The following is a 13,105-nucleotide window of genomic DNA, read 5'->3' as shown; positions in this document are numbered from 1 at the left end:
GGCGGGGAGGGGTTTATGTAAGCTTGGTTACTTCCACTCATTCACCGCTTCACCCAGGTCATAAACCGGCACTTCTGATATAGCAGCGCTGATAATGCCCAACGCCGCCGCAGAACGGTAACCCGCTGCGCAGTGAACCAATACCGGCTTATCGGTAGGTATCTCACTCACGCGTTCCCTAAGTTCCGGTAGCGGAATGGTCAAAGCATTGGCAAATAGCTTTCCTGATTTTATCTCGGCCCAGTTGCGAACGTCAATAATGGTGTAGGCATTAGGATTGGTCCTAAATTCTTCCAAATTAAGTATGGTGGATTTTTCGGTAGCAGTTGGAGGTGTTAACACAGCGGCTTTAATATTATGCTCGTAACCAATTTTTGCTGCCTTAGCAATAGCGGTATCTAAAGCGGCATCATCACTTCCTATCAGATAAAATTGTTCTTCCGGGCCCACAATAGAACCCAGCCAGGTTTCAAACTTTTCTGCATCCTGCAAATTATATGAGCCTTTAACATGGCCATTGCGATAAGCCTCGCGGTTGCGTGTATCTATGATAATAGCATCACTTATATCGGCAGGTTGTTGTCTGTTTACTTTAGCAACACTTTCTGCGTAGGCCGCGGCGCCGATCTTATTCAGTTCAACATCATAGCCAAAGTATTTTGGCATAAATGGCTGGTCGGCCATTAAGGTTTGCACAAATGCGAGTTCGTCCATCAACTGCAGTGCATAATTCTCGCGCAATTCTTTCCCTATGGTACTGTGCAGATCGGGGCTCATGCTTTTACCGCAAAGTGAGCCCGGGCCATGAGCGGGATAAACCTTTACATCGGCAGGCAGGGTCATTAATTTTTCGCGGGTACTGTGATACATCTGGCGGGCCAGTTCTTCTTTCTTGGCGGTGATGTTGCCAACTGATTCGCGCAGATCGGGTCTGCCAACATCGCCTGCAAAAAGCGTATCGCCTGTAAATATGGCGCATTCTTTACCATTCTCGTTCTCAACCAAAATACAAATAGAATCTGGTGAGTGTCCCGGTGTGTTTATTGCTTTAAGATTGATGTCTTCCAGTTTTATTTCGTCGCCCTCGTCAAAAGTTTGATGTGGGTAACCTGCACCGGCAAGTTTGCTCACGTAAATATCAGCACCAGTTGTGTGGTGTATCTCCAGATGTGAGCTCACAAAATCAGCGTGTGGATGCGTCTCGATAACACCAACTATTTCTGACTCATGCAGGTTAGCGAAATCATAATATGGTTGTGGATTACGAGCAGGATCAATAACGATCATTTTTCCGCTGCGAACAATGGCGTACGAGGCATGTGCCAGGCCTTTATCGTAAAACTGGTGAATTATCATAATGAAATCAGTGCCGCAAAGATAGGGTTTTACTAATAAGTGAAACTGCCCAATTGTTGTGAAGCGGTAAGATTATTGATGTGTAAATTTTAATTTAGCGAAATATTGTTAAGTATGGCGAACGTACCATTTGTTAGAGGAAAAATTGTTTGGTGGTATACCATCCCGCAGATATTGTTAATGCTGTTGCTGCTTTGGGGCTTCTCGCAATTTGCAACAGACGGACTTGATTTTATATACGCCTTTATAGCTTATTGGGCGATCCTTTATTTACTGAGATGGATTATTGCTACTGAACATCGAAAGGGCATCGCAGCACTTAAGAAAAATAAATACGAGAGGGCCTTGGATCACTTTAATAAAAGCGTTGCCTATTTTGAGCATAATGCCTGGATAGATAAGTACCGGTATATTACGATGTTCAGCTCGTCAAGAATGGGTTATCGTGAAATGGGGCTTTGCAACATTGCTTTCACGCTTAGTCAAATAGGCCGCGGGGCAGAGGCAAAGGAACTGTACAGAAAGATTCTTTCAGAATATCCGGACAATGGCATTGCCATTGCGTCCCTAAAAATGATGGCAGCAATTTAAAAGAGCAAACCGTGGTATTTGTGCCGGATGAGTGTTGAGGTTTTTGTTAACAAAGTCTTCAAAGTTTTATATCACCAGGGTAGCGTTATCCAAATATTTATTATTGTTACAATTTAAAACGAATGTAAGCTAAAGCTATATATCCGAACTGTATTCTATATTCTTGACTGATAAACCTGCAATATCAATTTTTGCTGTACTGCGTTTACTTGTGTTCTCAATTTTATCAGTGTAGAATATACATGCATAAATGGTGAATCTATTTTTGCCTGATCCTGACATAGTGGTGAAGCCTGTATTGAAATATTTGAAGTCTCCGTGGCTGAATAACCCTGGACATTTATAATTCACATAAATGCAGCCCTTTGATTCCAATAGTGGTTTGATATAACATTTTATTGCCTTATTGATTAATAAATGAATCAACAGGATATTTCCTGCAACGACAAAGGCAAACATAAGCAAGACCATGATGACAAAAGTTATAATATTATCAGGAGGCATGATTCTGAAATTCTCTTAATCAGACTGAAATTTGGAAAATATTTTTAAAAAAGCAAAGCCCGGCGTATGCCGGGCTTTGCAAGACTAATCTCTAACCTTCAGTCTCTAATCTCTAAAACTTACCACACCTTTATCCTGTCTTCAGGCTTCTTGTACATTTTATCGCCCGGTTTAACATCAAATGCTGCGTACCATGCATCCATATTGGTAATAGGTGCATTGGTGCGGAACTGCTCCGGCGAGTGCGGGTCTGTCAAAATGCGTTGTGCAGCAGCCTCTGGGCGTTGTGAACCTCTCCAAACCTGTGCCCATGATAAGAAGAAGCGCTGATCCGGCGTAAAGCCATCGATTTTAGTACTTGACTGGCCTTGCTTTGTTTTTTTGAATGCTTCGTAAGCGATGTTTAAACCACCAAGGTCGGCAAGGTTTTCACCAAGGGTAAGTTTACCATTCACGTGCATGGTATCTAATACCGTAAATGCATTGTACTGGTTCTCAACCTGTGTAGCGCGTACTTTAAATTTATCGGCATCCTCTTTGGTCCACCAATCGCGCAGTGTACCGTCAGCATCATACTGGCGTCCCTGGTCGTCAAAACCGTGGGTCATTTCATGGCCGATAACTGCACCGATACCCCCGTAGTTAACCGCGTCATCCGCCTTAAAATCAAAAAACGGGAACTGCAGTATACCTGCCGGGAATGCGATCTCATTTGTGGTTGGGTTGTAATATGCATTAACCGTAGGTGGTGTCATACCCCAACGGGTTTTATCAACCGGTTTGCCCAGGCGGGTTACGTTAAAATTATAGCGCCACATAGAAAGGCGTTTAAGGTTGCCCGCATAATCATTACGGTTGATCACTACGCCATCGTAAGTTTCCCATTTATCAGGGTAACCTATTTTAACGGTGAAAGCATTAAGTTTGGTTAACGCTTTGGCTTTAGTAGCATCACTCATCCAGTCGAGGCGTTTAATGCGGTCGCCAAGGGTTATCTTCAAATTATTTACCAGGTCAAGCATGTACTTCTTGGCAGCAGGTGTAAAGTATTTCTCTACGTAAAGCTGGCCAAGCAATTCGCCCAGGCTACCATCAACAAGGCCGCTCATGCGCTCGTTGCGAGGGGTTTCTACTTTTTGGCCGCTTAGCGCGCTACTGTAAGCAAAGCTTGCTTTTACAAAGGGCGAGCTTAATGATGAAGCCGCACCTTTAAGTACATTCCATTTTAAATAGGTTTTCCAGTCTTCAACAGAAGTTGAAGCCAGCATGCCATCAATATCTTTAAAGAATGCGGGTTGACCAACCAGTATGGTATCCTGCCCGGTCACCTTCATCATTGGTAATAATTTAACCCAATTAAGGTGCGGGGTTGTTTTGCTGAAATCGGCAACCGAAAATTTGTTGTAGGTAACGTTAGGGTCGCGCATGGCAACACGGCTCAACTGAGATGCAGCCAGTTTTTTCTCGATATCAAAAACTGTTGCAGCATTTTTGGCCGCCGTTTCCTGCGGAGTGCCTGTTAAGGCAAATAAGGTAGTTATGTAAGTTTTTAGCGCGTCCTGGATCTTTTTTGAACGTGCATCGTCCTTTAAGTAGTTATCCCTATCCGGCAGGCTGGTGCCGCCCTGGCGTAATTGGGTAATGTAATTATCTACATGTTTGGAGTCTTGGCCAACGCCAAAACCAAACAACGGACTGCCCACACCATTCACACGCTCGTAAACTAATTCATTGATAACGCCATTTAAATCGCTGATCTTATCTATTCTTTGCAGATCGGCTTTTATTGGCGAGTATCCTTTTTTCTCAATAGCCAGGCTATCCATGCCACTGGCATAAAGGTCTCCAACACGTTGTTTTAAGCTGCCTTTAGGCTGCTTAGGGTTCTTACTCACTTCGGAAAGTAAGCTTAGCAGTCGGTCGGTATTGTCTTGTCTTAAGATATTAAAACTTCCCCAGCGGGTTTCCTTTGCAGGTATTGCATTCTGTTTTAGCCATCCGCCGTTGGCGTACTCAAAAAAATCGTCGCCCGGCTTAACAGACGGGTCCATGTTGGCTGGATCAATAAATTTCTTAGGCGGTTCGGCTGTTGTTTTGCCTTTTAAAGGTTTATCACCGTTTGATGCATATACGCTGGCCGAAATGCATAGCGCGCCTGCCAGCATCAATTTTGAAAACTTTAACTTCATAATTAAATCAGTAAAAAGCTAAAGTTAAAAATTTAATGCGCGCAAAGGCAACTACAAAGCGGACGGGGGGCTTTATCGATTAAACCAGTTGATTACCACTGATAATCGTGACATCTTGATAATAGCTGCCAGAAAGCGGTTTACAGGCAAAGTTCTCATTTTTTGATGTGCTTATAAGGCTATAAACGCCCGTATGTAAAATTATTGTTGCGAAAATTTATTTATAACGGTTCTAATATAGTGAGTGGGAATTGAGAATGATGGGTAGTGTTTATCTCAACTTTTAGAATGGACGGCAATGATGTTTTTAAATAAAATTATTCCCGTTGGCGGCTGCCAACGGATTTGTTATTTTTGCGGGCTATGAGTATTGCAAAGACCTATTCACCTGCAGAAGCCGAAGAAAAATGGTACCAGTATTGGTTAGATAAAAAATTCTTCCGTTCGGTACCAGACGAGCGCGAGCCGTACACCATTGTTATCCCACCGCCAAACGTTACCGGCGTGCTGCACATGGGTCACATGCTTAACAATACCATACAGGACGTGCTGATACGCCGTGCCCGCATGAAAGGTAAGAATGCCTGCTGGGTACCAGGTACCGACCATGCCAGCATCGCTACTGAAGCAAAAGTAGTAGCCATGCTTAAGGAACAGGGAATCAGCAAAAAAGACCTTACCCGCGAGCAGTTCCTTGCCTATGCCTACGATTGGAAGAATAAATACGGCGGTATCATATTGGAGCAACTTAAAAAATTAGGTGCCTCATGCGATTGGGACCGCACCAAATTTACCATGGACGAGGATATGAGTGAAGCAGTTATCGACTACTTTGTTCACCTGCACAAACAGGGCCTTATCTATCGCGGCGTACGTATGATCAACTGGGATCCGCAAGGCAAAACCGCCGTAAGCGACGAAGAGGTTCAGCGTAAAGAAGTAAATCAGAAACTTTATTATATCAAGTATCAAGTAGCAAGTATCGAGAATCAAGACGAAAATCAGTCCAACGACTCGATACTTGATACTAAATACTTAACCATTGCCACCACCCGCCCTGAAACTATAATGGCTGATGCTGCAATATGTATCAATCCTAATGATGAGCGTTATACCCATCTTCATGGCAAAACGGTTTTCATCCCGCTTATTAACCGCGAGATACCAGTCATATTAGATGAATATGTGACTATGGATTTTGGTACCGGTTGTTTGAAAGTTACACCGGCACATGACTTAAATGACTACGAGCTTGGCCAACGCCATAACCTGCCCGTTATAGATATTCTGAATGATGATGGCTCGCTGAACGAGAAAGCACAGATATTAGTTGGCGAAGACCGCTTTGCTGCCCGCAAGAAAATTGCGGTAATGCTTGAGGAAGCCGGCGCACTGGTAAAAACCGAAGACAATGTTTCGCAGATTGGCGTATCAGAACGTACCTCGGCAGTTATTGAGCCAAAGCTTTCTATGCAGTGGTTCTGTAAAATGAAAGAGTTGGCACAGCCTGCTTTAGAGTATGTTTTGAATGGCGATGTAAAACTTATCCCGGAGAAATTCATCAACACCTACCGCCACTGGATGGAGAATGTGCGCGACTGGAATATCAGTCGCCAGTTGTGGTGGGGGCAACAGATACCGGCTTACTACCTGCCAACCGGTGAGTATGTGGTAGCTAAAACCAAAGAATTGGCTTTGGCAGAAGCGCAAAAGCTGAATGCCTTATATACCATAGATGACCTTACCCAGGATGAGGACGTATTGGATACCTGGTTCTCATCAGGCTTGTGGCCAATCTCGGTTTTTGATGGTGTACGTAACCCTGATAACCCCGAGATAAACTATTACTACCCAACAAACGACCTGGTTACAGCACCGGAGATACTGTTCTTTTGGGTGGCACGTATGATAATGGCAGGCCATGAGCTACGCCAGCAAAAGCCGTTTAATAACGTTTATCTCACCGGTATCGTGCGCGATAAGCTGGGCCGCAAAATGTCAAAATCATTAGGTAACTCACCTGATCCGCTTGATCTGATGGCTAAGTACAGTGCCGATGGTGTGCGTGTTGGCATGCTGCTGTGCTCGCCTGCAGGTAACGATCTGATGTTTGACGAGAAATATTGTGAACAGGGTAGTGCCTTCGGCAACAAAATATGGAATGCCTTTAAACTGGTAAAAGGATGGGAGGCTGATAATAGCATCCAGGCGGATAATTCGGTAGCTATCGAATGGTTCCAGAGCCGCTTTAACCAGGCGTTGGTAGAGATCGAGGAGAACTTTAGCCAGTACCGCTTATCAGAAGCTTTAATGGCTTCTTACAAATTGGTTTGGGACGACTTCTGTTCATCGTACCTGGAGATGGTTAAACCCCCATACCAAACGGATGTTGAAAGGCAAAAAATTGACACAGCATCGTACAACGCAACTGTTAGTTTTTTTGAAAATATCCTTAAGGTGCTTCATCCATACATGCCGTTCCTGACCGAGGAATTATGGCACGATGAGATCTTTGGTAAGCGCGATGAGCTTGAATGTTGCATTGTTGCCCAACTTCCATCAATCGGGGAGATTAATACCCAACTGGTAGGCGAGATGGACGTGGTGCAGCAGGCAATTGCGCAGGTTAGGAATATTCGTAATAGCAAAGGTTTATCACCAAAAGAAACATTGCCGCTTGCTGTTAAGGTAAATTCGGCCATTGATTATCAGCAATATAGCGCCATTATTAAACACATAGCGAATATAACTGAGCTTGGTTTTGTGAACGAGGCTATTGCCGGAGCTGCAAATTTTGTAGCCGGCACCGATGAGTTCTTTGTTACGTTGAATATTGAGATAGACGTAGAGGCCGAAAAAGAGCGATTGGAGAAGGAGAGAGAGTATTTAACAGGTTTCTTAAGATCGGTAGATGCCAAGCTGGCTAATGAGCGCTTTGTGTCAAATGCAAAGCCGGAAGTAGTTGAAAATGAGCGTAAGAAGAAAGCTGATGCTGAGGCTAAGCTTAAAATTGTTGAAGAAAACTTAAAAGGATTGGCAAATTAATTGTAATGTTTAGCCGCACAGGTAACCTATAGCAGCTTATTGCGTATTAGGCTTTATTTGTTATATTAGTTTTCTTAACCGCGGCCAGGCCTTGAATTTTTTTAATCTTTCAATAAATAAGATCATAACGGACGAGATGTCGTTTCTCGACAAGGCTCGCATCCGTATGCTATACTACGGGTTTTTATTATCCATAGTAGGTCTTGGTGCACTCTTCCTTAGCGTTTATCTGCAGAACCTTAAGGTGATGACAGCTACTTGTGGCGGTGTGCTCATTGCAGTTGTAGCCTTATTTAAATATTTAACTTTCAAGCCTCACTGGCGTATTATATCCCATTTAACATTAATTATTGGTACGCTGATAAACTTGTCCAGCGTTTTTGTTATCCTCCAGGATGTAAACGTTATCACCATCCAGATCATCATTCTCATTATAGTATTCAGCTTTTACATGCTCGGGCAAAACTGGGGGATGTTTTACTCGCTGCTTAACCTGCTGCCGGTGTTGCTGTTTATGGTGATGAAGTATGACCACAATTACTACATAGCCTGGAAACCCGAACGTGCCGATGAAGCCACGGATATTATAGCAGCCTGCGTAAACTTCATTCTTATCATCTTTATCAATAGCCACTTTTACAATACTTTTATAGCCAATATTAAGCAGCTAAAGGATACCGGCGAACAGCAGGCCGCTTTAAACGTGAAATTTGAAAAGGCGATAGAAAAGGCAGAAAAATCATCACAGGCGCAGTCGGAGTTTTTGTCTACCATGTCACATGAGATACGTACGCCGTTGAATGCGGTGATAGGTATGAGCAACCTGCTGTTGATGAATAATCCGCGTGCAGATCAAAGTGAAAACCTGGAGATATTAAAGTTCTCGGCCAATAATCTGCTCGCCATTGTGAATGATGTGCTTGATTTTAACAAGATAGAATCGGGAAAGATCGTATTTGAACAGATCAAATTTAACCTGGTTGATCTGATGCAAAACATCTGCGGCGGGCAAAGCATTAAGGCGCAGGAGAAGGGATTGCTTTTTAAACTTGATGTTGATAGTACGTTGCGCCGCAAGCTTGTTTTTGGCGACCCTACGCGCTTGACGCAGATAATCTTTAACCTGGTTAGTAACGCTATTAAATTTACGGCACAAGGCAATATCTGGGTGAGGGTAACCTGCGTTGAAGACAGGCATAACAATATCACAGTAAGGTTTTCTGTAAAGGATACCGGCATTGGAATTAAACCTGATAATTTAGAGAACATATTTGAACCCTTCACTCAGGAATCGGTAACTACTACCCGCCAATACGGAGGTACCGGTTTAGGTTTAGCGATAGTAAAGCGCCTGTTAGAGTTGCAGAACCTGCAGATGAGCGTAAACAGTGTATTTGGGCAGGGATCTGAATTTTCATTCAATATGGAATTTCCCGTATCTACAGAAGCCTATAATCCACCGAGGGAGTCGGCGACGAGTGCCAGAACGACTGAGGTTTCTGCAGAAAGGCAATCATATAATGAACAGACATCTGTTCCGGAACCTGTCTCATTACCATCGGAGCCTACAGGTTTACGTGTTTTAGTTGCCGAAGACAATCCGGTTAACGTAATGCTAATGAAAAAGCTTTTCTCAAAGTGGAATATTATACCAACCATTGCTGAAAATGGCGAACGTGCGGTAGAGATAGTTCAATACGGTAATTTTGATGTGATCTTGATGGACTTGCAAATGCCGATTATGAACGGATTTGATGCTTCAAGGGAGATCCGTAAGATGACCGATCCCGCTAAGTCAGGCATTCCTATTATTGCCCTTACAGCATCGGCTTTATTTGATATAAGAGAACAGGTTACCGCCGCCGGCATGAACGATTATGTGGCCAAGCCGTTCAAACCGGATGACCTGATGGAGAAGATCCAAAACCTGGTGGCTATAACAGTTAAATAGAATTGTATACCGGTAATTCTGCTAAAAATCTATAACTGTCTGTCTCGTGCTCAATTTTGCAGTAATAATGCTGCAAACCATTACTTACAGCCATTAAAGCAACCTTATGCACCATGTTGTAACGGGCAGCCTGGTCAAATGTAGCTTGCGTAATGTTTACCGATGGAGCTTTGCATTCTACAAGCAGCACCCTTTCTCCGGCAGAGTTGAAAACTACGATGTCCGTACGTTTGGACAGGCCGTTGAGTTTTAAGCCGCCTTCCAGTTTTATTAAGCTTTTTGGATAACCTTTTTCTTTAATAAGGTACTGTACAAAGTGCTGCCTCACCCATTCTTCGGGTGTAAGAATGATCTGTTTTTTACGCAACTCATCAAAAATGCTCAGCTTGCCATTGTCATCGGTTAGCTTAAAAGGGTATGGCGGAAGGTTGAGCGGAATTAACATCGAGTCAAAAGTAAAAAGTTAAAAGTCAAAAGTTCCTGGCTTTTATCCACAATGTAATGCCTTTTTACTATTTACTTTTTACTTTTGACATACCCATGGCTACAGCGCAGGATATCATCAAAGATCTTAAGAACAGTAAATTTAAGCCGCTATACCTGCTCCATGGCGAAGAACCGTATTATATAGACCTGATAGGTAACTATATTGAACGGAATGTACTTTCTGATGCCGAAAAAGGGTTTAATCAAACCATTTTGTACGGCAAAGATACCGACGTGATGACGGCCATAAACGCTGCCAAGCGTTACCCCATGATGAGCGATTATCAGGTGGTAATTGTTAAAGAGGCCCAGGATATGAAATGGGGCCGCGATGATGACGACAAGAAAAGCATCAACCCGTTATTGGCATATCTTGAGGCGCCACTACCCAGCACCATTTTGGTTTTTTGCTACAAATACGGAAAGTTTGATAAACGGAAGAAAACGTTTAAGGCAATAGAAAAGAATGGGTTGGTATTTGAATCAGCAGGTTTGTATGACAATAAGATCCCCGGTTGGATTGAGGAATACTCGAACGATAAAAAATACAAAATCGCCCCGCAGGCAAGTGCTATACTGGCGGAGTATTTAGGTAATGACCTTTCTAAGATCGCTAATGAGCTTGACAAACTGATGCTCAATATCCCCCGGGGGCAAGAGATCTCGTTAAAAGAAGTACAGGATAACATCGGCATCAGCAAAGAATACAATGTATTTGAACTACAGTCAGCTCTTATTAAGAAAGATGCTTACAAGGCTAACCAGATCGTAAATTATTTTGAAGCCAACCCTAAAGCCAACCCAATAGTGCTGGTATTGGGGAACCTCAATAACTTTTTCAGTAAGGTATTGGCCTACCACTATGTGAGAGATAAAGCTAATGCGGCTAAAGAATTAGGCGTAAGTCCGTACTTTTTAAAAGATTACGAACAGGCCGCCAGGGGTTACAACCTCGCCAAAACCTTCCAGGTGATCAGCTGCCTCCGCGAGTACGACCTCAAAAGCAAAGGCCTCGATTCAAACACAGACCACGGCGGCTTAATGAAAGAGCTGGTTTACAAAATAATGCACTGAGGTATTATCCTCAGTACGGATGCACAGGTAGCGTAAAGTAAAAGCGGCTACCTTCATTGATCTTGCTTTTTACCCCTATCTCACCATTTTGCGCAGTAATGAAATCCTTTGCTATTGCAAGCCCCAACCCGGTACCTGATATCCTCGATTCGTCGCCCGGAACTTTGAAATAGCGCTCAAATAAGCGGGATAAATAATTTTCTTTAATACCCTCTCCATGGTCTCTTACAGAAAATTCAAGCACGTACTCAGCAGTTTTTGCAACGGCTAATTCTACCGTACTTTTGTTTGGACTATACTTTATAGCGTTGGTTAACAGGTTAATAAGCACCCACGCCGTTTTGTCCGGATCGGCCCAAACTTGTGGTAGATCTTGCGAACAGTCTATCTTCCAGGCAATGTCCTTTTGCTCTGCCAACAACCTTACGCTTTTTTGAGCATAGTTAACAATACTGATAGGATCGGTAGCAGTAAAGTTTAGCAACAACTTGCCGGTTTGCACCTGCCCCATGTCCAGCAGTTCAGAAGTTATTTTAAGCAGCCTGTCACTATCCTCCTCTATGTTATCTATTAATTCTTTCTGAAATTCGGTGATTGCCCCATACCTGTCGTTCTGCAGTAGCGCAGTACTCATTTTAATAGAGCCTATCGGGGTTTTCAATTCGTGGGATATAGTTGCTATGAAATTGGTCTTCGCTTCGTCCAGGTGATAAAAGCGTGTGATATTTTTAAGGAGTACAAAGTGGCCTATTTTGCTTTGTCCGTTCTTGTTTGCCGGCAGGTGTATCTCAAAAAACTCGCGTGTAAAGTAAGTTTGCTCTCCATCCAGTTCAAGCTTAAGGTCATAGATAGCGTTTTCTGAGTGAATGAGTTTAGATATAACCTCGTTCCATTGTGCTATCTCTCTTAAGTGCTTTCCTTTTATTTGTTCTTCCGTGACCGCTAAAAGTTTAATTGCCATAGGGTTGGCAAATATGATCCGTTCTTGCTCATCAAATCCTATGATCGCGTCGGTAACATTTTGCACAAGGGTTTCCACGCGTAGTTGTTCAAATTTTATGCTTTGCAGGTTGCCATCCTCGTAATCGCGCAGTTTGGTGACCATTTCATTGAATGACCGGCCCAGGCTTTGGAACTCGCTATTATCAGGGAAATGAATGTTCACCTCATAGTTTTTTCGGGAGATCTCACTAAATGCATTTATAAACCTGTTGATTGGCTGGCTGATATAGTTGGGAAACCTGTAAAGGAATAGAATCGTGATCAGCAAACTTACTGCTCCCAGTATACTCATGTTAAGCATCGCATTGTTGGCATCGATATTGGCTTTAGCGTTACGCTGGTATATAGCTTTCAAATTTACCGTGGAAATATGATAGACGGCCGCTTTCATCCTCGCCCTGTAAACAGCTTTTTTTAAGGGATCGTAGCTATACTTTTTAAACCCAATAAAGTTTGCAAACAGCGAGTCGGCGTATTCCTGTTCGTGCGGTTCTGTTATATTATTGTTCTCGTTGATGATGTTTTGCTGAATTATTTCCTGTTGTACATCATTTGGTATATCTGGCAGATCAAGGGCTTCATTGATATTCTTTACGAAAATGAGCGACTCGTAATTATCGCGTAGTATCGCTTTGTCATCCTCAGCAATTTTTTTCAAATTCAGTACTGAAAGTATCGAGATAAGGGCAGTAAGTGTAAAGATCACCCCAAACCCTATGCGAAGTAGATTTTTAATTGTCATTTACCCGGAACTTGTGATAGGCGGGCTTTACAATGCCAGTGCCAGAGCTTTCGCGTTAGGCTCACAGACCGGATTACGGCCTGCGAATGCAGAATAAGAAATTTTTTACTGTTTTGGCCGAGTTGCTTAGTGCAGCATCTTTTTCATTTTGACAAAGTATTTTCC

General features: G+C 43.0%; 8 protein-coding genes. 4 read left to right on the top strand and 4 right to left on the bottom strand.

What is annotated here, in order from left to right:
* Window positions 1-27: 27 nt before the first annotated feature.
* The gene (locus FPZ42_RS00900; RefSeq protein WP_146268620.1) at window positions 28-1,356 is read right to left on the bottom strand and encodes an MBL fold metallo-hydrolase; all 1,329 of its coding nucleotides are present in this window, start codon (window positions 1,354-1,356) and stop codon (window positions 28-30) included.
* A gap of 114 nt (window positions 1,357-1,470) precedes the next feature.
* Here FPZ42_RS00900 and FPZ42_RS00895 point away from each other — a divergent pair, with 114 nt between their 5' ends.
* Window positions 1,471-1,947, top strand: a complete 477-nt coding sequence (locus FPZ42_RS00895) for a tetratricopeptide repeat protein (protein WP_146268619.1) — start codon at window positions 1,471-1,473, stop codon at window positions 1,945-1,947.
* A gap of 623 nt (window positions 1,948-2,570) precedes the next feature.
* Here FPZ42_RS00895 and FPZ42_RS00890 read toward each other — a convergent pair.
* Window positions 2,571-4,640, bottom strand: a complete 2,070-nt coding sequence (locus FPZ42_RS00890; RefSeq protein ID WP_146268618.1) for a M13 family metallopeptidase — start codon at window positions 4,638-4,640, stop codon at window positions 2,571-2,573.
* A gap of 363 nt (window positions 4,641-5,003) precedes the next feature.
* On the opposite strand from FPZ42_RS00890, the gene FPZ42_RS00885 reads away from it, so the two are divergent.
* Both FPZ42_RS00885 and FPZ42_RS00880 read left to right on the top strand, forming a co-directional pair.
* On the top strand, window positions 5,004-7,685 hold the full coding sequence (locus FPZ42_RS00885; RefSeq protein ID WP_146268617.1) for a valine--tRNA ligase: 2,682 nt from the start codon (window positions 5,004-5,006) through the stop codon (window positions 7,683-7,685).
* Window positions 7,686-7,821: 136 nt separating this feature from the next.
* Window positions 7,822-9,636 carry an ATP-binding protein gene (locus FPZ42_RS00880; RefSeq protein ID WP_146268616.1) on the top strand — a complete coding sequence of 605 codons (1,815 nt, stop codon included), beginning with the start codon at window positions 7,822-7,824 and terminating at the stop codon, window positions 9,634-9,636.
* Here FPZ42_RS00880 and FPZ42_RS00875 read toward each other — a convergent pair.
* Window positions 9,629-10,081, bottom strand: a complete 453-nt coding sequence (locus tag FPZ42_RS00875; protein WP_146268615.1) for a type I restriction enzyme HsdR N-terminal domain-containing protein — start codon at window positions 10,079-10,081, stop codon at window positions 9,629-9,631. The genes FPZ42_RS00880 and FPZ42_RS00875 overlap by 8 nt on opposite strands.
* Before the next feature lie 56 nt (window positions 10,082-10,137).
* Here FPZ42_RS00875 and holA point away from each other — a divergent pair, with 56 nt between their 5' ends.
* Window positions 10,138-11,196 (top strand): DNA polymerase III subunit delta, encoded by a 1,059-nt coding sequence (gene holA, locus FPZ42_RS00870; protein ID WP_261382200.1) that lies wholly within the window; start codon window positions 10,138-10,140, stop codon window positions 11,194-11,196.
* 10 nt (window positions 11,197-11,206) lie between these two features.
* Here holA and FPZ42_RS00865 read toward each other — a convergent pair whose 3' ends face one another.
* The gene (locus FPZ42_RS00865; protein WP_146268614.1) at window positions 11,207-12,940 is read right to left on the bottom strand and encodes a HAMP domain-containing sensor histidine kinase; all 1,734 of its coding nucleotides are present in this window, start codon (window positions 12,938-12,940) and stop codon (window positions 11,207-11,209) included.
* Between the last annotated feature and the right edge of the window lie 165 nt (window positions 12,941-13,105).

Source organism: Mucilaginibacter achroorhodeus (genome assembly GCF_007846095.1).
In the GTDB taxonomy this organism is placed as follows: domain Bacteria; phylum Bacteroidota; class Bacteroidia; order Sphingobacteriales; family Sphingobacteriaceae; genus Mucilaginibacter; species Mucilaginibacter achroorhodeus.
The sequence above is the reverse complement of the archived record's forward strand: the minus strand, read 5'-3'. Positions and strand labels throughout refer to the sequence as shown.